The organism is Ciceribacter sp. T2.26MG-112.2, assembly GCF_900492205.1.
Lineage (GTDB): Bacteria > Pseudomonadota > Alphaproteobacteria > Rhizobiales > Rhizobiaceae > Allorhizobium > Allorhizobium naphthalenivorans_A.
Map to the genome: position 1 here is coordinate 1 of NZ_UEYQ01000035.1, position 25,045 is coordinate 25,045.

Below are 25,045 nucleotides of genomic sequence, written 5' to 3' on the forward strand. Positions count from 1 at the left end.
GCCGAGCGAACGGTCGAGGGCTTATGGAATACCATCGGCCAGATCGTCACGCTGTTCGAACCACAAGAATGCGCCAACTACTTCAAATCGTGCGGATATGATCCCGAGTAAAACGGACGTGCTCTAGGCCCGCATGCAATTCCTCTTTCGCGTACAGCTTCCGGAAGTCGCGGGCATTGTTCGTTACGAACGTAAAATCCTCCTCGATGATCCGAGGCATCAGATCCCAGTCGGTTTCGCCGCTCAGTCCCAGCCAGTTCACATGGAAGCAATCGTGGCCGTGCGCTTGAGCCACGGCCACGAGAGACGTGTGAAGGCATTCATCGATAAGAAACTTCACGAGGTCGAGCCAGACGGTTTGGAGACGTTCTCGTTCCGAAGGCTCAGGTGCTTCACGGATTTCACCTTCAGGCCGTGCTCCGAAAGCTTCCGCGGACGTCCTCTGGCGGGATGGGCCGCAACCCAGATCTCGGCAAGTTCCACCATGCGCTCGGTGAGCGAAGGATAGCCCTCGACGATTTCCGCTGTACTTGCGCCTTGGGTCTTCATCGCGGCAATCGTTCGCACGGGAACACGGGTTCGCTTGAAAACCGGCTCGCCACCCACGACCCCTTTCACGCTTTCAATCATTCGTTCGGCTTCTCGAAGCGCCTCGGCCCGCGCGGCCAGTTGTTCTCGTGCCCGCGCAACGTCGATAATGAGATAGTCGTCTGCCCTAACAGTTTCGGCATCGGGGTTCTGGTCGATCGTATCGAATAAGCGCTTGCGGCGCTCCGCAGACAAGATCGATCCGACGCCGTACCAGAGCTTCAACCGAAGTAGATCCTCATCGGTGAGTGCTCGACCCCTGCTACCAACGAGATGAGTCTCGATGATGCGCTTGTCGATCGCATTGTGCACCGATTTCACAGCGATCTCGCTGACAGCCGCCGCCTCGGCGGGCGTGTAGGCGTGTGATGTGCTGGTCATAATCATTCCCCTTGTGGAGAATATATAATGCGGCCCGCCGCTCGTGTAAAGCCTTGACCCATGCTCGATCTCGGTGGTCGAGCTGTCCCAATCGATCGATGCACATTGGCTTCGAAGCGGAAACCGCCCCCGAACCCTAAAAATCCAGTCGACCACGGGCGCGATTTACAGATCAGTTCGATTTGGTCACAAGCTCGGCGGGTTCGACGCCCAGTGCTTCGGAAATCTGGCCAAGAACCGTGAGGGTTGCAGACATCTCTGCGCGCTCGATGGCACCGATATGACGTGCGCTCAGGCCCGTGCGGTGCGCCAGTTCCTCCTGCGTCAGTTTCTTGCCATGACGTATTCGACGCAAATTGACCGCCATGACCTCGTTGAGATCCATGACGGCAGCGGAACCTGAATCGGAACTATTGTTCTAGGAACTATAGTTCCGATTCGACGTGACCTGTGATATTGGGCGTCAATCGTTCTTCGACTGACTTGCAATGTTGGTCGTATGATAGTCTGTAGCGCGGCCGCACAGTGCGGGACCAGAGCATCGTTTCAAGTGGTGAAGGAATGAGTTTCGAGGAAAAACGAATGAACGATGCAGACGCCTCTGAGACCGAAAGAAGCGAGCGGGATCCGCGGTTCTGTTCCATGCCGAAGGAAGCGTTGGAGGAACTGGCGGTGTCGGCAATACACGAACACCGCCGGCTGCTCGCCGCGGATGAGGCTGTCTACGAAGAGTGGACTCGTGCTAGCGGCGACCCCTCGGTTTCCAGCGATGTCCTGGCAAACCTGCAGGACGAATACATTGCCCGTCAGAAGAAATCCGAAGCGCAGCAGGAAGAGCTGTCGCAGATCATCGACGCCCTTGGCTACATCCCCGACGTCCCATTGGACGACGCTAATTAGAGCTTAGCAACCCGCGATCTTTCGCGATTCCCACAAGCTGCGGCACTGATTCAGCGCCCAGCTTGGCACGGGCTTTATCAAGGTAGTGCTGCACGGTCCTCGAATTGATGCCAGTCACAGCGGCAGTTTCGAGTGTGTTTTTTCCTTTCATCGCCCATGTCAGGCACAACATCTCGCGTGGCGAAAGCATCTGCGTTGGATTGATGGCGGTTTTGGCAGCAATCATCTTCAATCGATAATGGACCATCATCACCAATTGGACTGCTCTCCTCGAGTCGAAAGCGGCCGGGACGTCCACTTCTCTTTCGGAGGATGCAAAGGTCAGCATCATCGACGCACCGTAACCACCCTCCACAGGGATTGTCATGCCGCAGCGGATCCCGTGGTCGATCGCCTCGTCGCGAAACTTTCTGAGCGGTGAAGAACCGCGTGCCGGCCAATCCTCCGCGGTCCAGAAGAAAACGTCGCGTTTGCGCTTCGCTTCCGTCACCACGGGATCGATGCTGGAATAGTCAGCCGAGAGGTAAAGACCCTCCCATGGTTTGGGATAGGAGTTGAATGTCCTGATCTGGGCGCCTTCTTTTTCGAGATAGGCAAACCGTTCGTATCCGCAGGAACGCGTGAATTGCCTGAGGGCTCCCTTGATCATGGCCTCGTCTTGCGCGACTTCCAGCATGTCAACGAGCGAGCGAAATTCTCCGTCCACGAACGCTTCTCCTATGTTCTTGACCCGTAAAGCGGTCCTTTATTTGCCAGCCGAGACGCTGGGTGATGGGCATCGTAATTTGGCAGCGGGCAGGCCCGCTAATTTCCAACTGACGATAACTATGCAACCGACAGTGCTGGGTTAACGCAAATCAGTCCCTCTTGCCGTGTATGTTAGCACTACCCATAAAGGGGGGGCTTTCAAGGCTCCCCGCCTCAAAAAGATGACAAATCAAGAAAAGTTTTCGCGGGCCAGGGAACCAGTCGCAATGGAAACAGTGTTCTGACGCAAGTGCTATTTGCTGAAATCAACGCGATATAGGCCTGGCCCTCGCACTCGCAGAGGCCCAAACTTAAAACCCCCTAGCGCTTTTCAAGGCGCAAGATCACCTGCCGTCGATACGCGCCCGCTCGGATCTGACGGCTTTGATTATACGCCAGTTAATTCCCGGTTCACGTAGCATCTGGATATCGTCCATTTCGTCGAAATCCGAAAGCCGGGTGAAAAACGCCTTTCGAAGGCGCGAGATAAACTGCTTCGGCAAAGCGGTGTTTTCGAGAAGGTCCGGGTCGTCATCCGGCAAATCGCCAAAATCCATTACTGTCATCGCCTATCCTTTCGTGCGTTGAACAGGACCATCCGGCACCATTTCTACAGCCAGCGCAACTCGCAGATTTGCACCTCCTGCGGGCTTGGCGTTTCCTTTAGTTCTTGCGGTAAGCAGACGGAAAAATGATGTCCTGGTCGACGAGCACGTTAAATTTATAGCCGGGCCTGATCTGGATCGTCGGCTGCACATTCAGGTTCTTCGAGATCGTCTGCTCTGCGACTCGACCGAAGCTTTCGGCAAAATTCCGTCTGGCTGCATCGGACGCCGTGTCCTGCGTCGCAAGCGTCGAACTCTCCGGCATCGACATGTCGATCCCGGTTCCGATCAGCGCGACAAGAGCTGCCGAGCTCCAGGTGCGCCAGAGATGCCGATCGACCTTGTCCTTGAAGCCGCCATATCCTTCGGCATCCGTGCCGGCCATGCCGCCGATCTGCAGGGTCGATCCATTCGGAAAGATGAGGTCGGTCCAGACGACGAGGACGCGCTCCTGGCCAAACGACACCTTGGAATCGTAACGACCAAAGAGCTTGGCCCCCTGCGGGATGAGGAGCCGATAGCCGGTGGAGCTGTCATAGACGTTCTGGCTGACCTGTGCGCTGATGCGCCCCGGCAGGTCGGAGTTGAGGCCGGTGATCAAGGTGGCGGGAATGACCGAGCCACGCTTCAGTTCAAAGGGCGACATCTGCGGCACCACTTGGTTCGGCAGATAGCCGAGATCCTTGATGTCCTGATTGAAAAAATCCTCCTTCGAGGTTTGGGTATTCGGATCGACGTTCTGGCCCATGAGCCCGGATTTCATGGCAGCGGCGTAGAGGTCAGAGGCATTGTTGGCCGTCGCAGCCGTCGTCTGCCGGCCAGTGTCCGTGGAGTTGTTGGCGGCCTTCTCGACATCGGAAATATCGACCTTCAATGGCGAGTCCAAAGCCGTTGCCCGCGCCTGCAGCCGGGCCATCCACTGGCGCTGGGCCTCGCGGATATATTGTTCGTCCTGCTCCCGCTTCAGGCGGGCTTTCCATTCCTCTTCGGATTCGAGCCTCGGCCGCCGTTCTTGCCTTTCCGTGGGCCGGCGGTCGACGACAGGTGTTTCCTTTTCGACCTTCTGTTCGACGGCGGGCGTTGGCTGGAATGCCTCGCGCTCAACCGGTTCGCCGATAATGCCGTCAGTGACGCCGCGCTTGAGTTGGTCTCCGAAATTGGTCGCGGGAGCATTCGAGGCGCTGTCGATATCGTTGCTGCGATTGAACGGCAGGCCGCGCCACGACAGTCCGATCACGACCACGCCGACGAACAGCGCGATGATGACGATGGCGATGATGATCGGCAGCTGATTGAGACGGCGCATGCCTTTCTGCTCGTCGGCCTGATTGGAGGCGCCGAGCTGGAGCGATTGGACCATACTCGCCTCCCCTCAATTCCGCTGCATGATGGAAAGCGGGCTTGCCGGCGTGGCACCGGCCGCCGATGCGGTGTAGGCCCGCCCAAGCGCGACGGACGGGGTCGAGAGCCGTGCGAGCACCTGACCGTCGGCGCCATCGATCGAATAGGCGAGTTCGACCGGTTTGACATCTTTTCCAACCTTGCCGTCGGTGATGACCGTATAGCCCCAGCCCCTTAGCGCAGCCTCGAGTGCCGCTGCGAAGTCGGACGAGTCCTTTTCCATTTTGAGCGTCGTCGTGCCTGCTGGACCGATCTGCTCGGCGAGCCGGCTCGCCATGTCGCCGGCGATGGCGCTTGCGGCGGGGCCGGTGACGGCGACGGGGGTGGAACTGGTGGTCAATCCGTCCTCGGCCGTCTGGCAGCCTGAAAGCAGCGTGGCGGTGATGATGACGGCGAGAAGCTTGCGCATGGTTCAGCCTCCCCGCCGGATGGTGATTTTCTGCTGGCGCCAGCCGACGCCCGAGACAAGGATCGCCTTGTCGACCGCATAGTCGACGATCATCATGTCGTTCTTCATTCGGTAGTTGACGATACGGTTCTGTCCGCCGGAGACGACGAACAGCACCGGTGCATCCTGGCTCGAGACCGTTTTCGAGAATTGAATGTAGGTTTTCACACCATCCGAATAGACCCGCTTCGGCTTCCAGGGCGCCGAGCCACTCACCGAGTAGGAGAAATTCAGTTTGTCGGGCGCCGTGCCGGGAATGCCGCCGGTCTCCAGCCGGGAATTGATGTCGGCGAGCTTGGTCGAGACGTCCTCCGGATATTCGAAGCCGACGCGGGCCATGTATTGGCTCGGATGGGATTTTAGCTGGATGTGATAGGTGCGGCGCGACGTGGTGACCACCATCGAAGTGATGAGACCTGGTTCCGACGGCTTGACAATCAGGTGGATCGCCTGCCCGCCGGTGGCGCCCGAGGTCGCCGGTTCCACCTTCCAACGTACCGTGTCACCGACAAGCACATCGCGGACGATCTCGCCGCCTTGCAATTCGATATCGCAGACCTGCAAAGGCGAGCAGACGACGGACGGCTGTGTTTCGCCAAACAGGAAAATGACTTTCCCATCCGGACCGGTCGTCACCAGGCCAGGCGTGCCACGCCACTTCCTCGAAATGTTGGTGCCCTTCATCTCGTTGTTTGTCATGCTTTGCGCCTCAGCGCCGCTCGCAACGACGAGTGTGGCCAGGCAGCCGGCGGCTGCGATCAATCCTGTTCTGTGCATTGAGAAATTCCCTGCCCTTAAAGCTGCGCTGTCCAGTCGAAATCCCGGACATAGAGACCGATCGGATTGAGGCGGATGGTGGCCTCATCCTGCGGTGCGGTGAGCGTGACCGTCGCGATGCCGCGGAACCGGCGCGTGCCGATTTCCTTGCCCTTCCGGTCGCGTTCGTATTCGGTCCAGTCGATCTGATAGGTCTGGTTCGAGAGAGCCACGATGTTGTTGACCTCGATGGCAACGGTCGACGACTTCGCTTTCTCGAACGGTGAGTTGCTCCGGAACCAGTCATTGATCTTCTGCGTCGACGGATCGGAGGTCCGAAGCAGCGCATAGGTCCGATCGATATATTGTTTCTGCACCACCGCATCCGGCGTAATCGAACGGAAGCTGGTCACGAAATTGCCGAGCGTGGCGCGCACCACCCGGACATCGGCATATTCGATCTGTTCGGGAAAACCCGATGTCACCGACGTTCCCAGTTTGTCGACCTGGACAATATAGGGAACCAGCTTGACCTGAGTGCTCAGATACATCGAATAGCCAAAGCCGATGACAGCCATGGTAAGGCCCAGAATGCCGACAATGCGCCATGCGTCGGCGGCCTTCACATAGGAGCCGTATCGTTCATTCCATTCCTGGCGTGCGGCGAGATACGGGTTTTCGGGGGCGCGGTTCGCTGCCATCGATCCATCACTTTCTGATTGCTATTGGTCTTTGCGTTCGGGAGATGGCTTTGGTCCTCTGTGACCGCTGCGCGCCTCATCCAGCTTGGCGTTGGCGAGGCCAAGGATCGATCCTGCATAGGCACCGGGAGAACCGATGGCCTTCTCCTTGGCGGCCGAGCCTGCCGCATGTCCGGCCGATCCGATGCCTGCTCCGATCCCGCGAAGCATTGCGCCGGCGACAGACGACCCCGCGGCGCGTACGCTTTGAGCTGCCGCGAACCCCGCGCCTGCCGCACCCGCCGCGAGGAAACCGGCGCCGGTGGCGAAGGAGGCGGCCTGGCCACCGTGGCGGATCGCTTCCATCCCGCCCGAGACCGATGCCCCCTGGACGACGCCTTGCATGATGTTCGGCACGTAGATAGCGACAATGAAGACGACGACCGCAATGCCGGCGATCGCGAGGGCCGTCTGGAATTGGTCGCCAATGTCAGGTTCGTTTGCTAATCCGATAAGCACTTCTGATCCGATGCGCGAGATCATCACAAGCGCCATGAGCTTCATACCGACCGAGAACGCGTAGACCAGATATCTGATGGCGAAGTCCTTGGTGTAGGACGAACCTCCCAGGCCGAGCATGATCATGCCGGCGAGCAGGCCGATATACATCTCCACCATGACCGAGACGAAAATCGCTGCGACAAGCGAGAACGAGATGACCACGACGACCATGGCAAACGCAGCCGAGATCGCCAGAGCATTGTCTTCGAATAGACCGAACTGAATCTTTTCCGACATCTTCGTGGCGACTGCGAGCCCGGCATTGAAGACGTCGGCCGGTGAGGCGGTGCCGCCTCCGGCGCCAATCTGGAACAGACTGTCGACCACCGCCTTCGCGAAGGTGGGGCCCTGTGCCAACACGAAGGCGAAGAATCCAATGAACATGATCCGCCGGACAAGCTCGGCGAACCAGCTGTCGAGCGATGCGGCCTGTAGTGCCAGCCAGACGGCGGCGATACCAATTTCGATCGTCGCCAGGATCCAGAACAACGATTTCGCCGCATCCATGACCGTGGTTTCCCACCCCTTCGCGGCCGTGGTGATCTGGCTCTGCAATGAGGTCAGCACTGAGCCTTCCTGGGCGAAGGCTGGCTGGGCCGCCAGTGCGCAGAAGGTCGCAAGCAGCATCGCTGCCCTGAACCGTCGAAAAGATATCCCCGTCATCTGCTCACCACTCGACCTTCATTTTTTCGCCGCCAGAAGTCGGATATTTCTTCGAGGTGCCGAAGAACTGCTCGCGGCGCTCCTGGGCAGCCCGCTTTTCGGAGATGAGCAGCCAGATGCCGGTGCTGCCGGCCGCCATGAACGCTGCGATCGTGAGGAGGATCAGTTTCGTTCTCACCATTCCACCTTCATTTTCTCGCCGCCGGACGTGGACGGGGCCGTCGCGCTGAAGAATTTCTCCCGCCGGGCTTGGGCCAGGTCCTTGTCTGTTTGTTCGGTCTGAAGCCAGGTTCCCATCATGGTCATCTGCTGAGATACGAGACCGCGGAGCTTCTGCATCTGCGCCACCTGTTGCGCCGCGATCTCGTGCCCGACCTGGAGGGCCTTCATCTGCCCATCGGCGGTCTCGGACATCGATCGCAGAGAGGACATCGTGCCTTCCTCGCTGTCGAACTGATCGGCCGTCAGGCTCGCCGCCTTCAGTGTGCTGGCGATCGTGTCCCGGTTGGTATCGGACCACGTCTGGTAGCTGGAGGAAAAGCTTTCGGCGTTCGGGAGATTGGTCCTGAGGCTTGAATAGCTCTGGAAGCGCTGCTGCAGCACATCGTCTGCATTTCCCATTGAAAACGAAATGCCCTGGCCCTGGTCGACGATGCTGCGCAACTGATTGAGGTCGCTTTCGACCTGCCCCCACATATGCGACGGAAGGGTCGCCGTGTTCTGCAGAAGGTTCTGGTAGATATTGAGCTGCGTTTCGATCTGTTGCGCGAGCTGACTGATCTGGGTGAGCTGGTTCTGGATTTGCTCGCCGGATTTCCCGACCAGCGCGACGAGCTCGCCATTGTTGAGAACCTGCGTCCATTCGGTCGCAGCACCCGTGGCGGTGCCGGCACGCGCTGGCACGGCTGCACTTAGTGCAACGCTTACAGCTACCAGACTGACGACGAATCTATTCGAAGTTGAGCAGCGATGCGGCATCGTGAACCCCTCTCGTTTGAAGCCAGTGGATCGGCCAGTCGCGGCCGTGTTCTGAACTGAGCGCGCGAATGCGCTTCAGGTCTTCCTTGCCGGATGCGCCGACGAAGCTCAGCGCCACGGGGCCGAGCGCCATATCGAACAGCCGTCGGCCTTCAGGGGTGACCACGTAATATTCGCGCTTGGGGATTGCGTTCGAAACGATCTCGATCTGCCGCTCGTTGAAGCCGATCCGCTCATAGAACTCGCGCGTTCCGGGCTCCCGGGCAGCACCGTTCGGCAGGCAGATTTTCGTCGGGCAGGATTCTTTCAGCACGTCGATGATGCCCGAGCGTTCTGCGTCCGAAATCGACTGCGTGGCGAGCACGACGGCGCAATTTGCCTTGCGCAGCACCTTGAGCCACTCGCGAATCTTGCTGCGGAACACCGGATGACCGAGCATCAGCCAAGCCTCATCCAACACGATCAGACTGGGGGAACCGTCGAGACGTTTTTCGATCCGCCGAAAGAGATAGGTCAGCACGGGCACAAGATTGCGCTCGCCCATGTTCATCAGGTGCTCGATCTCGAAGGTCTGGAACGCACCGAGCGAGAGACCGTCCTGTTCCGCGTCGAGAAGCTGGCCCATCGGGCCATCAACCGTGTAGTGATGAAGCGCGTCCTTGATCTCGCGCATCTGCACGCCGCTGACGAAGTCCGACAGGGATCGTCCGGCCGCGCGGGCCATCAGTCCGATCTGGCGCGAGATCGCGTTGCGATGATCAGGGGTGATGGCAACACCCTGCAGGGCGACCAGCATTTCGATCCATTCGGTCGCCCATGCGCGATCTGCATCGCTCGCGAGATCCGATAGTGGGCAGAAGGCCAGCGCCTTTGCCTCTTCTTGGGCGTCACCACCGATCTCATAATGATCGCCGCCGGCGGCGAGCGTCAGCGGCAGAAGCGAATTCCCCTTGTCGAAGGCGAAGATCTGGGCACGTTGGTAGCGCCGGAACTGCGCTGCAATCAGTGCCAGCAGCGTCGACTTGCCAGAACCGGTCGGCCCGAAAATCAGTGTGTGACCGACGTCATCGACATGGAGGTTCAGCCGGAAAGGCGTCGAACCACTCGCCACCTGCATCAACGGCGGCGAATTCGGCGGGTAGAACGGGCAAGGCGCCACCGGGCTGCCGGACCAGACAGAGTTAAGTGGAACCAGATCGGCGAGATTGCTGGTGTTGATCAGCGGCTCGCGGATGTTGCAATACCAGTTTCCCGGCAGGCTGCCGAGATAGGCGTCGGTGGCGTTGAGTGTCTCGATCCTTGCGCCAAATCCTTCGGCCTGTATCAGCCGGCGGATCGCCTCAGCCTTCTCCTGCAGCGCTTCGCGATCGTGATCAAAGAGAACGATGACGGGCGTGTAATAGCCGTAGGCGACAAGTTGCGACGATGCTTGCGCGATCGCGTCTTCGGTCTCGGCGACCATCGTGATGGCGTCCTGATCGACCGACCGGCTTTGCGTCTGGAAGAGCTGATCGAAGAATGGCCGGACCTTCTGCTGCCATTTTTTGCGGGTGCGTTCGAGTTTCTGCCGTGCCTCTTCCGCGTCGAGGAAGATGAAGCGCGATGACCAGCGATAGGTGAGCGGCATCAGGTCCAGGCTGTTGAGAATCCCCGGCCAGCTTTCGGCCGGCAGGCCGTCGATCGCCACAACCGCGAGGAAGCGATTCTCGACCTTTGGCGTTAGACCATGTTCGAGCTCGGCCGTCGCAATCCAGTCGAGATACATGGGCGCATCCGGCAATCTGATCGGATGGTTTTCGCCGGTCACGCAAAAGCGAACGAATTGCAGCAGCTCATCATAGCGGGCGACCCGGTCCCCTCCCCTCTCGACGACCTCGCGTGTTTCCATGCGCCGGATCGACAGGGTGTTGGCAAAATACTGCTCGATCTCGCGCACGGCGTTCTTGAAGATGAAGAGCACCGTGTCGGCATAGGTCTTCTTGCGGCTTTCCTCGTCCGAATAAATGTATTTGCTCAGCGCTGTCTTCTTGGACTCGAGCGGCCGATAGGTGAGGACGAGCGCGTGCTTGCTCTCGAAATGCCCCTGCTCGCGCCCGAAATGCGCCCGCCGCTCGGCGTCGATCGCGCGCGTGACGGCATCGGGAAAGTGGCAGCGATCGTCGGACGGATAGTCGAATGTCGGGATGCGAACGGCTTCGACCTGGATCATCCAGCCGCTCCCGAGCCGTGACAGGATCGTATTGATCTGCCGCGACAGTTCGTTGCGCTCGAGGTCCGTGGCGCTCTCCGAGTCCGGCCCGGCAAAATACCAGCCGGCCATCAGGCTTCCGTCTTTCAACAGAAGGACGCCATTGTCGACGAGGCCGGCATAGGGGACGAGATCCGCAAAGGATGGGCCGGTGGCCCGGAAGCGTTTCAGAGCAACCATGGCTTGCCCTCAATACCGGCGCCATGGCGAGGAGGTCGCCTTGTAGTAATGCTTGTACGAGACATGGCGGATATAGACCTGTCGCATCAGCGGGTCCGCCTTTGCCATCATTCTCAGGAGGCCGACGACGACGATCCAGACGGCAACGCCGAAGAGCGCGGAATAGATCGTCAGAACGACGAAGATGAGGATGACTGCAGCAAGACCGGTGATCAGCACCAACTCCCGGTCCGCGCCCATCAGCAGGTTCGGACGCGACAGCGCCCGATGAATGCGGTTGCGTTGCAGGCCAGACAGGGACTCAGCCATGAGCCCCCTCCCCTTCCCCGCTTTGATTGATTGAGGTGGTCTGCTCGTCGGGCAGTCCGATCGAGGCACCGGTCGCGCCAAAAAGACCGACGATGTTGGTGGCGCCAAGCAGGATGCCAGCGACGAGCACGATGTACATGAGCCGCCGCGCGAAATCGTTCAGTTCGCCGCCGAAGATTAGCATGCCGCCGGCGATCGCGACGGCTGCAAGCGCAATGGCGCCGGCGACTGGTCCGGTGATCGATTCCTGGATCTGCTGCAGTGGCCCTTCCCAGGGAAGACTGCCGCCGGAACTGGCGAGCGCCGGCGAGACTGAGGCAAGAGCGATGGGCACTGCCAGGCGTGCGACGGCGATGAATGCGTTTCTACGCGACATGGCGCGCCTCCTGTTCTTCCGTAAGCTGGTCGGATTCGATTTCGTATTGGCCGCCCGCAAAGCGCTCGACCTGGATGACGTCACGAACACGCCGCCCACGTGGGGTCCGCTCGATCGAGACGACGAGATCGACCGCTTCCCCGATCACTTCATGCATCGGCTGCTGGCTGGCTTCGGCGGTTAGCTGCTCGAGGCGGCGTAGCGCCGACATTGCGGTGTTGGAATGGATGGTGGCCACCCCTCCGGGATGGCCCGTGTTCCATGCTTTCAGCAACGTGAGCGCAGCGCCGTCGCGGACCTCGCCGACCACGATCCGGTCCGGACGCAGGCGCATGGTACTCTTGAGGAGCCGCGCCATGTCGACGGTATCGCTGGTATGGAGAAGAACGGCGTTTTCGGCGGCGCACTGGATCTCGGCGGTGTCTTCCAGGATGACGAGGCGGTCGTCCGGGGCAGACTTGACGATTTCATCGATGACGGCGTTCGCGAGCGTCGTCTTGCCCGATCCGGTGCCCCCGGAGATGATGATGTTGAGCCGCGCTGAAATCGCGCTGCGGATGGTCGAGGCCTGGTGTTCGGTCATCACGCCGGAGCGCACGTAGTCGTCGAGCGGGATCAGGCGCGAGGCACGACGGCGAATGGTGAAGGCTGGCTTGGCGACGACCGGCGGCAACAATCCTTCGAAGCGGTGACCACCGATCGGCAACTCGCCGGAGATGATTGGCTGTTCGGTATCGACCTCGGACTGGAGCGCGTGCGCCACCGTTCCGATCACCATTTCGGCGGCCGCGGAGGACATCTCACCCGCCGGCGCCACGCCGTGGCCGAGCCGTTCGATGAAAAGCTTTCCATCAGGATTGAGCATGATTTCGACGACCGTTGAGTCGTCCAACGCGACGCAAAGCTGATCGCCGAGCGCCTCCTGGAGTTTGCGGACAAGTCGAGGATGAGAGCGAAGCTGGTTCACGGCTTTTCTTCCTTACGCTGCTTGGCTGACGGTGCTGAGTTCGGAACGGTAGTTGATGGGCCGGAGCCGCAGGAATGTGTCGGCATTTGCGGGAAGGATTCCGGCGACAGCCATGGTCACCCCGATCTTCCTCGGCTCTGCCAGCCGCTGCAGGCGCCAGCCGACGCGCGCGAGGATCCGCTCGAACCGGAGGTCGGTTACCGTGACAATCTCCGTGTAGCCATTCGCCATGCACCACTCGATGATGCCCGCGAACATGGTCAGGGTTGCGTCATGGATCGAGCCGTCTCCCCTGCCCTCCCCGAGGGTCGTATCGACGCAGAAGCGGGAGCTCTCGATCATCGCGGCGTGTGCATTCAGCTGGCCATCCGGAAGCAGCGTCGGAAAGATGCTCGTCACCATCGTCGCGCCAACAGCAGGCAGTAGCCTCGCGCAACCGGTCACGGCGCCACTGTCGGAGATCGCGAGGATGTAGGTCGGCATAAGAGCGTCAAAGGCGTCCGCCTCTTGACCGTCGATAACGTCAACCTCCCAGCCCAAGCGTTCGGCGAAAACGCGCGCACGTAGCTGATGATGGCGGTGGAGGAGCTGAGCTTCGTAAACATTTCGCGGCTGGGAAATCGCGAGAATCTGCATGAATTTCTCCGTCGTCGTTGGTCGGCGGGGAAATCAACACGGAATGGATTCGGGCGGTAGTTGTAGGATCCTACAAGGTCGATTGGGCTGAGTCGCGGGTGTTGCACGAACTCAGAGGTTGTCGGAATGCCATTTCCGAGCGCGTGACTGCAGGTCGGATTGTAGGATTCACAGTAAAACAAACCTAGAACAAGGATGCCGTCCATCGCGCTATATGCGTGAAAACAAAGGGAAAAGAGTACGAGGTCGTCCCTTTTCACGGCCGTTGCTTTAATCTTTCGTTAACCTTAAATCCCTTGCGGCTCGGCGGGAATCGGGAGATAGTTGCGAAAATTTTGGCCATAGAGCCATTTTTTCGAAATTGTCTTCTTCTCGGAAATAGTTCGCAAAATGAGCAATATGTTGCCGAACCGATTTGATGTCGAGATCGCCCAGCAAGGGGCGAAGATCTCAAGTGCGTTGCACATGCTGCGCAGCCAACAGTACCCACCGGATGCCCGCAAGGGACTGCGCAAGTTCCAGCTTTCGGAAGTCGCTGATTTCATGGGAGTAACCCAAACCCATCTCAGGCAGCTCCACGCCGATGGCAAGGGACCAGAAATAGAATCGATCGGTGGACGGCGATACTACACGGCTCATCAGATGCTGGAACTACGTGAGTATCTTGAGTCCAACAAGAAGTCGGACAAGAGATACTATGTGCCCAAGCGAAGAGATGGCGAGGCGATGCAGGTTGTGTCGGTCGTCAACTTCAAAGGTGGAAGCGGCAAGACCACGACTGCCGCGCATCTGGCGCAATATCTTGCCCTTACCGGCCATCGCGTGCTCGCGATTGATCTTGATCCGCAGGCTTCCCTTACCTCCCTCTTCGGGATTCAGCCGGAGCTCGATGACACAGCGTCTCTGTATGAGGCTCTTCGCTTCGATGACGAGCGTAAGTCGATTGGCGATGTGATCCAACCGACTAACATTCCGGGGCTGGATGTGATCCCAGCCAACCTGGTACTCCAGGAATATGAGTATGACGTTCCGCTCGCGATCTCTTCTAAGAGGGGTGAGGACGGTCGACTGTTCTACATGCGTATCGCCAGCGCCCTGAAAGAAGTCGATGACAAGTATGACGTGGTCGTCATCGACTGCCCCCCCCAGCTCGGTTACCTGACGATCACTGCACTCATGGCATCGACGGGGATACTCATCACCATTCATCCGCAGATGCTGGACATCATGTCGATGAGCCAGTTTCTGATGATGCTCGGCGGGATCATGGGGCCTGTCGCCGAGGCCGGTGCTGAAATGCGTGTCCAGTGGTTTCGGTACTTGATCACGCGATTCGAGCCCACGGACATACCGCAGGCCCAAATGGTCGGCTTCATGCAGTCAATGTTCGCGCAGCAGATGCTGAAAAACCACGTCCTGAAATCAACAGCGATTTCCGATGCGTCGATCAAGAAGCAGACTTTGTATGAGGTCGAGCGGGGAGAGTTCGTTAGAGCGACCTACGACCGGGCCATCGATAGCCTGAACGCAGCCAATGCGGAGATCGTCGAGCTCATTCACGGCGTCTGGGGGCGAAAATGAAGGGGTTGTCAGCCGTTTTTTTTTACGTTTTGCTAAACGTCTTCAACAGCTTGTTGGCGTTGACAGCAGGTTTGGAGGGTAGTTATGTCGCGTGAAAATCCGTTTGCCAAGCTGGATATGGCATCCATCGCGGCAAACCAGACTCCGACGAAGCCCGGCTACGGCATGACGGGAGCCGCCAAGACGGTCGTACGCTCCATCGAGGACATGGCCGAGAACACTAAGAAGCTCATGGAAGGCGAGGTGATCGTCGATCTTGATCCGCGGCTGATCGATGATTCCTTCGTTGCCGACCGTCTGTCGGACGATGGGGAAGAGTTTCAGGAGCTGCTCCAGGCGATCAGGGGATCAGGTCAGACGACGCCTATTCTGGTTCGTCCGAGTTCGACAGACGCCAAGCGATATATGGTCGTGTTCGGCCATCGTCGCCTCAGGGTCGCGCGCGAGCTTGGAGTTCCAGTCAAGGCAATCGTCAAGCAGCTCGACGACACCACATCGGCCATCGTACAGGGCCAGGAAAACGCGGCCCGCTCGAATCTGTCGTTCATAGAACGCGCCTACTTCGCCCAGAACCTGATTGCCTCAGGCATGACCAAGGAAACCGTTCGCTCCTCGCTTGCCATCGATGAAGCGATGCTCTCAAAGATGCTCGCGGTCGTCGAGGCAGTGCCGGCATCAGTTATCACGGCCTTGGGTGCGTCCAAGAAGATAGGGCGTGACCGGTGGCTGAGCCTCCGCCAGCTTGTCCTTGCCCCTGCCCTGTCCAAAGTTGCGATTGAGCACGTCGGGTCCGCCGACTTTCAGGCGCTCCCTGAAGGCGACCGCTTCGACAGACTCCATGATCACCTGAGGCGATACAAGGCCAAGTCAGCCGCCAAGAAGCCGAAGGCTGAAGTGCCTGTCCGGGACTGGACCTCGGCCGATCGCGCGTTGAACGTGGTGATGAATTCGAAGGCAAAGAAGGTTGCCATCGAGCTTACCAATGTTGAAGCCAGGCCGTTCAGCGAATGGCTGTCTTCACAGATGGGTCGTTTGTACGAGGAGTACAAAGGATCGAAAACTGAAACAAACGGAGACTGAACCGCAAAAGAAAAAGGCCCCCAAACGGCGAACCGTGGAAGCCTCTCTCGTCATCTCTAGCAGGATCGAGAATCGCATTTCCCGGAATCACAGTCAAGAGTCTTGGCGCCGATTTGGTGAGCGGATTTTCTTTGCCTGAAGCAAGGTGAAAGAAAAATGCAGACAGGACATGTGACGACGCCCTTTGGGCGGCGGCCGATGTCGCTCGCCCTGGTACGAACCCAGATGGCAGTAGACAGTTCGGATCAAAATGCTCGCATTGAGAAGTGGAAGGTGTTTCGCGACGTCTGCGAGGCGCGAGAACGTTTTGGCCTTCAGGATCGGGCCTTGGCCGTTCTCGATGCGCTCCTGACCTTCTATCCCCACGGGGAGCTGAACCCGAGGCAGGGCCTTGTTGTTTTCCCGTCCAATGCGCAGCTATCGGTTCGCGCTCACGGGATCACCGAAAGCACACTTCGGCGGCAACTTGCGGCCCTCGTTGAGGCAGGCCTCATCTCGCGCCGCGATAGCCCCAACGGGAAGCGATACGCGCACCGCAACCGTGACGGTGACGTGGAACAGGCCTACGGATTCGACCTCACTCCTCTCCTGGCTCGCGCCGGCGAACTTGCCGCCATTGCGCAGGACGTTGCTGCAGAGCGCACACGCTTTCGTCGGGCAAAGGAAGCTCTCACGATCTGCCGGCGCGACGTTCGCAAGCTTCTTTCCGCGGCTGTCGAAGAGGGCGCCTCTGGAAACTGGGGGCAGGTTGAGGAGCTCTACGTCGCCATCCTTGGAAGGCTCCCTCGTCACCCGAACCTGGCCCAGATAGATCGGGCGCTCGACGAGATGCAGCTTCTTCGGGCAGAGATACTCAACATCCTGGAAATGCAGCTAAAACCCGAAAATATGCATGGCAATGCCAACCTCTATGAGCGGCACATACAGAATTCAAACACCGAATCCATCAATGAACTTGAACCTAGCTCTAGAGAAGAGCAGGGCGGAGGCCTCGGGGGCAAGCCAGAAACCAAGAGTGCGCCGATCGAGCGGGAGAAGGCGAAGCCTGAGCCAATCAAGGCTTTCCCGCTTGGAATGGTTCTCCGGGCCTGCCCGCAGATAGCGGACTATGGTCCCGGCGGACGAATTGAAAATTGGCGCGACCTCATGAAGGCGGCAGTCGTTGTGCGCTCGATGCTCGGCGTCAGCCCCTCTGCCTACGAGAAGGCGTGCAATGCCATGGGGCCAGAAAATGCCGCGGTGGCTGTGGCCTGCATTCTGGAGCGATCGAATTTCATAACGTCGGCAGGCGGTTATCTTCGGGATCTGACGCGCCGCTCAGAGCGAGGAGAGTTTTCACTTGGGCCAATGTTGATGGCTCTTCTCAAGGTCAATGCGGAATCTGCGCGCAAGACAGCCTAGTGCGGGAAACCTGTTAATGGGCCGTTTTCTCGGTCATTCGGAGAGGAGGGTAAATTGTCAGCCGTTTTTTTCTGGAGATTCTTCCTAATAATCAGTGCGTTACATGGGTTGAGAAGGGGGCATGCGGCACATTTCTCATTATGCCGGAGCCAGAGCCGATTGTTGGGGCTCCTACTGATGCGGAGATCGCGTCCATTATCGCAGCCAATCCTTCGTTGGTTCCCAGCCCTCCGGCTCCTGTCCATCGGCTTCCGACAGAGGAGGAAGCTCTAGCCGCATGCCGTAAGGCTTATGCCCGCAATCCTCTCAGAACCGGCGGAGGAAGAGGATCTAACCTTCGGCTTGGTAGAAGGTGACGGGAACGCCAGCGATCCGGGCGTGTCATGCGTCGCGGCCATCAAGAGGAAGCCGAGCGCAGCGCCTCTAGATCATGTCGTTGGATTTGCCAACTCAGTATCCGGCGAGTGGGTTGCGACCAACTATTGAAGCTCAAAGTCAGATGCCCGTTTCCCGTCAATGTACCGGTAGTTGACGGAGCTAAAAGAAGAAGCTCTATCTCCTCCGGTTGCAAGCTGCCCTTCGAGACGACCAGATATCCTGCTACGAAGATCAGCTTCTGATTTCTCTCTTCCGAAACCAGTGGTGCGTGCCTGATGATCTTCAAGCGTGCCTTCACTTCCCGATCCAAGTCAACGCCGCCCGTGCTGCTGACGGCCGCCACGTAAACCGCCCCGTGACGTTCGACCTTCACGCACAGGGGCTCATCGGGTTGCGGCTCGAGCTTTTCTGTCATCTTTCCCTCTCCACAAGCGCACGCGATCACTCCTAGACCTCCCGAAGTTGAAGGGAGGGAAGGAGTCCCGCTCCGGCTCCTAAACCGGAGGGGAACCACCCACCCGGAGGGCCGAGACGGATTTCATGAAAATTCGGCCGATGCTGCAGGCCGAAGGCTGAAGGCTGAAGCATGGGGAGACCGGTGTAGTGCTTGTGGGGGAGAGGGCAGAGCGCCTTTCTCCCCCACAAGCAGCACGGCCTTTGTAACCGATAAAGGAAGGCGGCAGGGTAGTCGCATAGAATGGATGACGGAACCAAAAGTCGCCTCGATGGAAAAGAGGCGGGATAGACGTTGAGTTCTTTAGAGAATGTGTGTTGCCAAGCTTATGGACGTGATGTCATGTCACTATGTGATGAGGCAAAGAGGGCCGGCTGATGGGTGGAACCTATTTCGATGACGAACAGGAGATAGGCCCGCAAGGGTTGGCATTGTTACGCAATGTGCTCGCCGATCTATTTCGAGACCAATCTGGCGACTCAAATACGGATGAAGAGCTTGGGCTGGCAAAGGAGCTGGTAGCCCTGTTCAAGTCGGGTTTTCGGAGCGAGGAAGAGTTGAAAGCGATGGCCAGGGGCAGCAGCTTTCTCAACCATCACAACTCCTAGGAACGGCCGTGCTTTGCCTTACAGTACGTTATTGCAATGACAATCGAGAGCCATCAGCACGATTTAAAGGACTTGATAGGAGCGCAGGAACTACTAATTCCTACTCATGTTCCACGACGTTGCCAAAAAAAGAGTTCAGTACTGACAGCTGACGATCTGTCACTGCTGGAGAAAACCTTTGGGCATGTGCGAGCTGCGCGACGACCGATGTACGATCGGATCGCCGCGCGGAATTTCCTATGTGACGGCTCAAATCACCGAAACGTTTTCGGCCTTAGATTTGCCCGTCTTGCGGTCCTGGCCTACTTCGTAGCGAACCTTCTGGCCATCCTTCAACGCCTCGCCGAAGCCGATTGCAGAGATATGCACAAAGACGTCCTGACCGCCGTCATCTGGGGTGATGAAGCCGAAGCCCTTGTCCTGAGCAAAGAATTTTACTGTTCCGGTCGCCATATTTACCTCTTTGGTGATTGAGAGGCAGACCCTAGCCGCCACGCGACCGAGTAACAAGCTACATCCTGCCAAGTCACTGGGGAAAGGCTTGAAAATGCGATGATCGGCCGGACCCAGACCTTAGGCGATGATCGCTGTTCATAAACCGATGCTTTAGGTTTTTGGCAGATATTGGGAATGAAATGTGTTGGCGGTTTGGGCTTGTGACTGCGTTCCGCGGCGCGATCAAAAGCGCAGGGTCGTCTCTTCCGGCTGAGTGTTCGGGGCGTGGCGTGACGGTGCTTGAGAATGGTTGACGTCTGGAAAGTTCTTCCTGGCAATCTTTCCGCGTAGCTTTGATTGTCGCGATCTGGAGACATCTCTCCTATCGCTTTTACCAATTGCCACCCAAGCTGCGATGTGCTGGCTTTGGAATCACAATGGGCTTGGCGGCGATCGCCTCAATGGTACTCTCGGTCCGCTTCGATGTAGGGGGCATCTTTGACCTCCGCCTTGCGATCATTGAGTCCGCTGCTGTATTCGGCGGGCCGGGCGCTGCGCTGATCACCGCCATCATGGCCGCGGGCTTCCGCTTTTACCTTGGTTGGGCAGGGGCGGTGCTGGCTTGGCCGCGAGGTGCAAGCTGGTGACAAAAATTGGCCAGATCAGTCTCGTCTCGGCCTGAGCCATGAAGTGCCGGAAGTGAAAGTACCGGGTAGGGCATCTCCAGACACGATGGCCGTACTCTTTCCCATCTTCCCGCAACACGTTGATGGCGGCTTTGGGCCGAGACCGGTCATCGGTAGCGGAATGCGTGGCGCAGCTTTCGTCCTTCCTTCCGGTTAATCACACAACCGACGTGTATCCAAAAAGCCAGGCCAAGATTAGGTATTTTATCAGCACTTACTCGAGCGGCGAGCCGGAGCAGCCTGCAGGCAAATCCCACGATGTCAGGCGTTGCATGACGCGCTCCAGCGCGGCATCAACATCCTCCGCATCTAAGACTTCTGAATCATAAATCGCCACAGCAATCGTTTGATCGATCAGCTGGCGCTGTTCATCAGGATCGGTCGTCAGACGGGCTGCCCACCACGAAAGGTGCCGCATAAGAAAATACTTATCAGGTGAATCGCTAGTTGCATCCGAAGACATCTCGGCTCCTCCTCGAAGATCACAGGCGGCAGCACGTGGTAACCCTCAACCGTCAGCCCCTACCATCATCGGATGCTGACGATGGGCCTAACGTACGCGCTCCTCGCGAGGGAGTCCACTCCGCGGCCGCTAAACGAGGGCAGCAGCCGTAGCGGCTGCTTGGCACAGTCTGCTTGGCGTAGTCTGCTCGAACGGCTCAGTTCCCGCCTCGAACTTCAAAGGAATTCACGTCTCCTATTGGAGCATATGAGACGTCTATCCCGCTCATCGCTTGCAAGGATAGCTAAATCTCATCGGTGTTTCTCTTACTGCCATAAGCCTCGACGAGAGCCGCCACCTTCTGGCGCAGATCCTGGTTCACGAGGGCGATCTCGGTGAGACCGGCCGCGATGACCGCCTGGAAGGCCTCGAGATCGGCGATCAGATCGGCCAGCACGGCAACGGCAAGACGCCCGCTTTCGACCTTGCCCATGACCCGGATCGCCGACAGGCCCGAGGCCAGGCGCTTGAGATCGAGCGTCTGGCGATGAAACTGCTCGACGTCATCGCGAATGCCGCAGAGCTTATCGCGGGCATTGCGCCGGTAGGACTGTTCCTGGGCCGTCAGATGGCACATTTCACGGGCGTGATCGACAGCGGCCTGCGGCGGTTCGCTCGCAAACAGACTGATGGTTTCCTGCTGGATGCGGGCGGTACCCAGCATGAAGGCACCCTCGCAGATATTGGAGGAGACCCGGGCGGCGGCGACGCTGAAGCTGGCAAGCCCGGATCGGATCTCCTCGGAGAGCAGGCTGTAATTGCCGGAGATCGTGCCGATGGCCGACCCCGCCTGTCCCAGCCGGCCCGCCTGCACGAACAGATTAAGCGGCACGAACTGGTGTTGCGCGTAGCCGCTGACCAACTGCGCCGTGGTCTGCATGATCGAGCGCGCACCGTCCATCAGCTTGCGGAAATGCGCCATCATGCGATCCTCGGGGCGCTCGATCATGGCGTTGCGCGCCGCCACCTCGTCGGTGAGCGCATGGGCCATGAAGGCGTCGTAGTCGGAAAAGCCGAGTTCGGCCAGCCGCTCGGTCATGAGCGCGCCGCTTTGGGCGGGCGTCAGGCTCCGCTCCGTCTCCAGCGTCAGCAGCTGGGCATATTCCCGGGCAACCAGCCCGAACGTTTCGCTGCCGGGCTTGATCCGGACCGAGAGATAACCATTCTCGGCAGGCGCCACGATGGCAAAGACCCAGTAGTGCCGGCCGTCGCGCGCGCGGTTCTTCACATAGGCGCCGGTCAGAAGGCCGCGCCGGATGCGGTCCCAGAGCAGCCAGAAGATGCCGCGCGGCATGTCGGCATGGCGGATGACATTGTGCGGCTGCCCCAGGAGCTCGTCCCAGTCATACTGGCTGATGCGCTGGAAGACGGAATTGCCGGCGACGATCTTGCCCCGCCCGTCGGTGCGGGAGAAGAAGATCTCCGAAGGATGGAAGGGGACGGCAGACACCGCCTGTGCCGCATGACCTGAAACAAGGCCCGGCTCAACAATCATCGACATTCTCAAATTCCTCATTCACCAGGAGGCGGGGCCAGCATCATTGCATGCCTTGCCGCGTGCTCCGCGGGCGCCCGGGCGCCCTCGCACACCCTCACACCCAGACGGAACGAACCGCGATAAGGCCATCGACCCCCTCCTTTCGGGGTGCGAGATCTGGTGAAATTTCGTTAAATCTTCCTCAATATTTTCGACCGGTCTTGATTAGCGTCAACTATGCGGCCGATTTTTTGGCTGGCCCCCATCTTGCCCGGAGATGACTACTACGCGCATGGCCCGCCCCGGCACGGGAAAAACTGGTTGCGGGTGCACGGTTTCCAGTCGGACCACTGCGCGGTCGTCCGCTGCCACCCTCGCCAGCCGCAACTCAGAGCACCACCAGGGCATGGAAGGCCCGACTGTGGCCGCGTAACTCTACGGAGTAGGCCCCGGCTAACCCTTTGCGGTTCTACAGGCCTACGGTGAATTTCACTCCATGCGGGTCAACGATCAGCTTTTTCTTGGCCGTGATAGATGAAACGGCAGTCCACCGGAAAGGATGTTCTGTTTTATGACCAAAACTATGCGGATTGAACCGTCGCAGACTCGAGGCGAAAACTTGTTCGTTGCTTGCTCATAGCGGCTCTGCTTTCTCAGAGGTTGGCGCCATCGGAAAACCCAGTGCGCTCGCTCAGTCCAGCAGGCGGGCCGCCCGGCCGACCCGGCGGTTAGCGGGATTATAGTAGCGCGACGCCTGCTGCACCGAGCGATGCCGCGACTGTTCCATGGCCTCGGGCAGCGGTATGCCGCGATTGGCGGCTTCGGTGAGATAGCCGGATCTGAGGCCGTGGGCGGAGTAATCGGCCGGGTCGAGCCCCGCCAGCCTGGCGCGGCTCTTGACGATATCGTTGATGGCCTTGGGATCGAGCGGTCGGCGCGAGACATTGCCCCAGCGATCGATGGCTCGAAACACGCTTCCCGTCTCGATCTTCGCCGCCGTCAGCCACGCGTTCAGCGCATCGACGGGGCGGCCCGTGAGATAGACCCGCTCGCCGCTTTCGGCACTGCTGGTCTTGGTGCGGCCGAGATCGATGGAGAGCGAGGCAAGTGCGGAACCGTCCTCGGTGCGGAGGGGATCTTCCGGCTGCAACTGCTCTGTCCTCAGGGCCGCGATTTCGCTGCGCCGCCGCCCGCCGGAGGCGAAGGCCACCATCAGGATCGCCCGGTCCCGGACGTCCCGCAGGCTGTCGGTCCTGCAGGTGGCAACGAGGTCTGCCAGGACATCGCCGGTCACGGCCTTGGCGCTCTTGCGTTTCCTTGTCCGCGGTACGGCGCGCACAGCAAGGCGGATCGCCGACTTGAGGGCAGGGGAGGCGAAGCACCCCTGAAGCCCGCGCCATTTCGTCAGCGTCGACCAGCTCGACAGCCGACGCCGCACGGTGTCGGCGGCATGGGGCCCCGACGTGCGCAGGAAGCCCTGGAGGCGCAGCGCATCTTCGACCTCGGGCGGCATGCCGTGGTGCGGATCGGTCAGGCGCTTTTGCGCATCCCACAGGTGATGGGCGACAAATTTCAGCAGAAGCGCCTCGGGCGCCGGCCAGGGCAGGGACCGTCCTGATGCCGCCAGCGACCAGGCCTGCAGGTAGGCGAGATCGGAGGTGAGCGCGCGCAGTGTATTTGCGCCCATGCCTTCGTTGACGAGATGACGGAGCGTCTCGACATCCTGGTCCGTCAGGAGCTCAGCCAATTCGTCACGGCGTTCCATTGGGAGTACGGCAGCGATGGTATCGAGTTCTTCCACACGTCGCGTAACCACATCGTCGGTCGATTTGGATGTTAGTGGCTTTCGCGTCATCGTATTCCGTCACTTTCAGGAGCACATTTGCAAAAGTTCCGGAAAGCCCGTATATTCCGGAACAAAGGAGATTTGCCATGACGTCGACTGTGACAGCAGCTGCGGTTTCGAAGAACTTTGGTGCCTACCAGGATGCGGCCGTGCGAGAGCCAGTGATCATCACCAAGAACGGCCGGCCGCGCACGGTGCTCATGGCTTATGAAGATTATCTCCGGCTGGCAAAGCGCGATCGGAGGGTCGATCTGACGGCTGCGATCAGTGACGACGAGCTTGCCACGATCGAGGCTTCGACGATGGAAACGGGCCTTGATCATCTCAATGCCGAACTGCTGATGGACAAGAATGCTGCCGATTGAACCTAAGGTCGGCTGGGTCTTTCGCTATTCCTATCTCTGGCATTGGCAGCAGCTGGACGGACGGGAAGAGGGTGACAAGGACCGCCCCGCTCTGGTGCTGGCCATTGTTGCGACGCTCGAGGACGGGACGCCGGCAGTACGTGTCCTGCCAATCACGCATTCCCCACCGTCCGATCCTAGCGAAGCAATCGAAATCCCGCCTGCCACTAAGCGCCGCCTGGGTCTCGATGACGAACGATCCTGGATCGTGCTGACCGAAAGCAATCGTTTCGTCTGGCCGGGGCCTGATGTTCGCCCTGTTGACAGCGAGAGCGGATATCATGGGCCACTGCCTCCGGCACTCTTCGAAGAGGTAAAGCGCCGGTTTATCGATCTTGCGAGAAGCCAGCGTCACAAGGCGACCATCCGCAGCGACTGAGCTGCTCTTCATCCTGTTGTTCGTCATCAAGATCTACGCATCCCGCTGTGATCTTCGCCGTGATTTGCCATGACTTTAGGCCTTCAGAGCCGTCAGATCAATCACCTCCGATAAGGGGTACTTATCGGAGGTCAGTGCCTCCGGGCTCATTTGTAGGAAGTATGAAACTGTAAGAGTCAGATAGCTTTCGTTTAACGAATCATTTACCATGATTACAATGTCTTACGATCTCGCCAGACTGCCCATCCAGAGCCTGCTTCGGCGTAAGCGGGGCTGATTGGGTGGCAGTGCCCGAAAACAGGACCATCCGTCGGCATCTGGTTGTCTGCCAAATTGGCGTTTGGCATGGTGGTATTGACGGTCAACAGGGGAGTGGGGCGGAGCAAATGC

At 59.0% G+C, this 25,045-nt stretch carries 29 protein-coding genes and 2 pseudogenes; 9 read left to right on the top strand and 22 right to left on the bottom strand.

The window, feature by feature from the left end; translation table 11 throughout:
* Positions 1-111, top strand: a pseudogene (locus DYZ14_RS24215) (IS630 family transposase); the annotation flags it as partial.
* A gap of 13 nt (positions 112-124) precedes the next feature.
* Here DYZ14_RS24215 and DYZ14_RS22555 read toward each other — a convergent pair.
* The 3 genes and pseudogenes from DYZ14_RS22555 to DYZ14_RS22565 all read right to left on the bottom strand — a co-directional run.
* Positions 125-340, bottom strand: a pseudogene (locus tag DYZ14_RS22555) (DUF5615 family PIN-like protein); the annotation flags it as partial.
* Positions 337-969 (bottom strand): DUF433 domain-containing protein, encoded by a 633-nt coding sequence (locus DYZ14_RS22560; protein ID WP_148658749.1) that lies wholly within the window; start codon positions 967-969, stop codon positions 337-339. The gene DYZ14_RS22560 and the pseudogene DYZ14_RS22555, both read right to left, overlap by 4 nt.
* A gap of 172 nt (positions 970-1,141) precedes the next feature.
* Positions 1,142-1,354 carry a helix-turn-helix domain-containing protein gene (locus DYZ14_RS22565; protein ID WP_037094533.1) on the bottom strand — a complete coding sequence of 71 codons (213 nt, stop codon included), beginning with the start codon at positions 1,352-1,354 and terminating at the stop codon, positions 1,142-1,144.
* A 197-nt stretch (positions 1,355-1,551) separates the two neighbouring features.
* Between DYZ14_RS22565 and DYZ14_RS22570 the strand changes: the two genes are divergently transcribed.
* The gene (locus DYZ14_RS22570) at positions 1,552-1,869 is read left to right on the top strand and encodes a transcriptional repressor TraM (protein WP_148658729.1); all 318 of its coding nucleotides are present in this window, start codon (positions 1,552-1,554) and stop codon (positions 1,867-1,869) included.
* Here DYZ14_RS22570 and DYZ14_RS22575 read toward each other — a convergent pair.
* The 14 genes from DYZ14_RS22575 to DYZ14_RS22640 all read right to left on the bottom strand — a co-directional run bounded on the left by DYZ14_RS22575 (position 1,862) and on the right by DYZ14_RS22640 (position 13,424).
* A complete protein-coding gene (locus DYZ14_RS22575) occupies positions 1,862-2,575 on the bottom strand; it encodes an autoinducer binding domain-containing protein (RefSeq protein WP_195950085.1) in 714 nt (237 codons plus the stop codon). The two genes, DYZ14_RS22570 and DYZ14_RS22575, sit on opposite strands and share 8 nt — an antisense overlap.
* 385 nt (positions 2,576-2,960) lie before the next feature.
* Positions 2,961-3,182 (bottom strand): hypothetical protein, encoded by a 222-nt coding sequence (locus DYZ14_RS22580; protein ID WP_143150183.1) that lies wholly within the window; start codon positions 3,180-3,182, stop codon positions 2,961-2,963.
* A gap of 97 nt (positions 3,183-3,279) precedes the next feature.
* A complete protein-coding gene (trbI, locus tag DYZ14_RS22585) occupies positions 3,280-4,581 on the bottom strand; it encodes an IncP-type conjugal transfer protein TrbI (protein WP_148658730.1) in 1,302 nt (433 codons plus the stop codon).
* A gap of 12 nt (positions 4,582-4,593) precedes the next feature.
* Positions 4,594-5,031: a conjugal transfer protein TrbH gene (gene trbH, locus DYZ14_RS22590; protein WP_113134577.1), complete on the bottom strand. Its 438-nt coding sequence runs from the start codon at positions 5,029-5,031 to the stop codon at positions 4,594-4,596.
* Between the two features lie 3 nt (positions 5,032-5,034).
* Positions 5,035-5,847, bottom strand: a complete 813-nt coding sequence (gene trbG / locus DYZ14_RS22595; protein WP_148658731.1) for a P-type conjugative transfer protein TrbG — start codon at positions 5,845-5,847, stop codon at positions 5,035-5,037.
* A 17-nt stretch (positions 5,848-5,864) separates the two neighbouring features.
* Positions 5,865-6,527 carry a conjugal transfer protein TrbF gene (locus DYZ14_RS22600; protein ID WP_113134575.1) on the bottom strand — a complete coding sequence of 221 codons (663 nt, stop codon included), beginning with the start codon at positions 6,525-6,527 and terminating at the stop codon, positions 5,865-5,867.
* Between the two features lie 21 nt (positions 6,528-6,548).
* Positions 6,549-7,730, bottom strand: coding sequence for a P-type conjugative transfer protein TrbL (gene trbL, locus DYZ14_RS22605; RefSeq protein WP_148658732.1), 1,182 nt, complete (start codon positions 7,728-7,730; stop codon positions 6,549-6,551).
* 4 nt (positions 7,731-7,734) lie between these two features.
* Positions 7,735-7,911 carry an entry exclusion protein TrbK gene (trbK, locus tag DYZ14_RS22610; protein ID WP_113134573.1) on the bottom strand — a complete coding sequence of 59 codons (177 nt, stop codon included), beginning with the start codon at positions 7,909-7,911 and terminating at the stop codon, positions 7,735-7,737.
* Positions 7,905-8,708, bottom strand: coding sequence for a P-type conjugative transfer protein TrbJ (gene trbJ / locus DYZ14_RS22615; protein ID WP_148658733.1), 804 nt, complete (start codon positions 8,706-8,708; stop codon positions 7,905-7,907). Before trbJ ends, trbK begins: the two co-directional genes overlap by 7 nt.
* On the bottom strand, positions 8,680-11,136 hold the full coding sequence (locus DYZ14_RS22620) for a conjugal transfer protein TrbE (RefSeq protein WP_148658734.1): 2,457 nt from the start codon (positions 11,134-11,136) through the stop codon (positions 8,680-8,682). Before DYZ14_RS22620 ends, trbJ begins: the two co-directional genes overlap by 29 nt.
* Positions 11,137-11,145: 9 nt before the next feature.
* A complete protein-coding gene (locus DYZ14_RS22625; protein WP_037094117.1) occupies positions 11,146-11,445 on the bottom strand; it encodes a conjugal transfer protein TrbD in 300 nt (99 codons plus the stop codon).
* Entirely contained in the window at positions 11,438-11,821 is a 384-nt protein-coding gene (locus DYZ14_RS22630) for a TrbC/VirB2 family protein (RefSeq protein ID WP_148658735.1), read from the bottom strand. Before DYZ14_RS22630 ends, DYZ14_RS22625 begins: the two co-directional genes overlap by 8 nt.
* Positions 11,811-12,788, bottom strand: coding sequence for a P-type conjugative transfer ATPase TrbB (trbB, locus tag DYZ14_RS22635; protein WP_037094120.1), 978 nt, complete (start codon positions 12,786-12,788; stop codon positions 11,811-11,813). The genes DYZ14_RS22630 and trbB overlap by 11 nt, the downstream gene beginning before the upstream one ends.
* A 12-nt stretch (positions 12,789-12,800) precedes the next feature.
* Entirely contained in the window at positions 12,801-13,424 is a 624-nt protein-coding gene (locus DYZ14_RS22640) for an acyl-homoserine-lactone synthase (protein WP_148658737.1), read from the bottom strand.
* Positions 13,425-13,814: 390 nt separating this feature from the next.
* On the opposite strand from DYZ14_RS22640, the gene repA reads away from it, so the two are divergent.
* From repA to repC, 3 genes are all read left to right on the top strand, one after another.
* Positions 13,815-15,005 (top strand): plasmid partitioning protein RepA, encoded by a 1,191-nt coding sequence (gene repA / locus DYZ14_RS22645; protein WP_148658738.1) that lies wholly within the window; start codon positions 13,815-13,817, stop codon positions 15,003-15,005.
* An 84-nt stretch (positions 15,006-15,089) separates the two neighbouring features.
* Positions 15,090-16,085 carry a plasmid partitioning protein RepB gene (gene repB / locus DYZ14_RS22650; protein WP_148658739.1) on the top strand — a complete coding sequence of 332 codons (996 nt, stop codon included), beginning with the start codon at positions 15,090-15,092 and terminating at the stop codon, positions 16,083-16,085.
* Positions 16,086-16,241: 156 nt separating this feature from the next.
* Positions 16,242-17,486, top strand: coding sequence for a plasmid replication protein RepC (gene repC / locus DYZ14_RS22655; RefSeq protein WP_148658740.1), 1,245 nt, complete (start codon positions 16,242-16,244; stop codon positions 17,484-17,486).
* Between the two features lie 397 nt (positions 17,487-17,883).
* On the opposite strand, the gene DYZ14_RS22660 is transcribed toward repC, so the two are convergent.
* A complete protein-coding gene (locus tag DYZ14_RS22660) occupies positions 17,884-18,279 on the bottom strand; it encodes a hypothetical protein (protein ID WP_148658741.1) in 396 nt (131 codons plus the stop codon).
* A gap of 416 nt (positions 18,280-18,695) precedes the next feature.
* On the opposite strand from DYZ14_RS22660, the gene DYZ14_RS22665 reads away from it, so the two are divergent.
* A complete protein-coding gene (locus DYZ14_RS22665) occupies positions 18,696-18,926 on the top strand; it encodes a hypothetical protein (protein ID WP_148658742.1) in 231 nt (76 codons plus the stop codon).
* 249 nt (positions 18,927-19,175) lie between these two features.
* On the opposite strand, the gene DYZ14_RS22670 is transcribed toward DYZ14_RS22665, so the two are convergent.
* Positions 19,176-19,379: a cold-shock protein gene (locus DYZ14_RS22670; RefSeq protein WP_148658743.1), complete on the bottom strand. Its 204-nt coding sequence runs from the start codon at positions 19,377-19,379 to the stop codon at positions 19,176-19,178.
* A 443-nt stretch (positions 19,380-19,822) separates the two neighbouring features.
* Between DYZ14_RS22670 and DYZ14_RS22675 the strand changes: the two genes are divergently transcribed.
* Positions 19,823-20,008, top strand: coding sequence for a hypothetical protein (locus DYZ14_RS22675; protein ID WP_232365647.1), 186 nt, complete (start codon positions 19,823-19,825; stop codon positions 20,006-20,008).
* A 253-nt stretch (positions 20,009-20,261) separates the two neighbouring features.
* On the opposite strand, the gene DYZ14_RS22680 is transcribed toward DYZ14_RS22675, so the two are convergent.
* From DYZ14_RS22680 to DYZ14_RS22690, 3 genes are all read right to left on the bottom strand, one after another.
* Positions 20,262-20,510: a hypothetical protein gene (locus DYZ14_RS22680; protein WP_148657800.1), complete on the bottom strand. Its 249-nt coding sequence runs from the start codon at positions 20,508-20,510 to the stop codon at positions 20,262-20,264.
* Between the two features lie 283 nt (positions 20,511-20,793).
* Positions 20,794-22,050 carry a hypothetical protein gene (locus DYZ14_RS22685; RefSeq protein ID WP_148657801.1) on the bottom strand — a complete coding sequence of 419 codons (1,257 nt, stop codon included), beginning with the start codon at positions 22,048-22,050 and terminating at the stop codon, positions 20,794-20,796.
* Positions 22,051-22,717: 667 nt separating this feature from the next.
* Positions 22,718-23,881 (bottom strand): site-specific integrase, encoded by a 1,164-nt coding sequence (locus tag DYZ14_RS22690; RefSeq protein WP_148657802.1) that lies wholly within the window; start codon positions 23,879-23,881, stop codon positions 22,718-22,720.
* A 77-nt stretch (positions 23,882-23,958) separates the two neighbouring features.
* Here DYZ14_RS22690 and DYZ14_RS22695 point away from each other — a divergent pair, with 77 nt between their 5' ends.
* Both DYZ14_RS22695 and DYZ14_RS22700 read left to right on the top strand, forming a co-directional pair.
* Positions 23,959-24,237 carry a type II toxin-antitoxin system Phd/YefM family antitoxin gene (locus DYZ14_RS22695; RefSeq protein WP_148657803.1) on the top strand — a complete coding sequence of 93 codons (279 nt, stop codon included), beginning with the start codon at positions 23,959-23,961 and terminating at the stop codon, positions 24,235-24,237.
* The gene (locus DYZ14_RS22700) at positions 24,224-24,655 is read left to right on the top strand and encodes a plasmid maintenance toxin (PemK-like) (RefSeq protein ID WP_148657804.1); all 432 of its coding nucleotides are present in this window, start codon (positions 24,224-24,226) and stop codon (positions 24,653-24,655) included. Before DYZ14_RS22695 ends, DYZ14_RS22700 begins: the two co-directional genes overlap by 14 nt.
* Positions 24,656-25,045 lie beyond the last annotated feature (390 nt).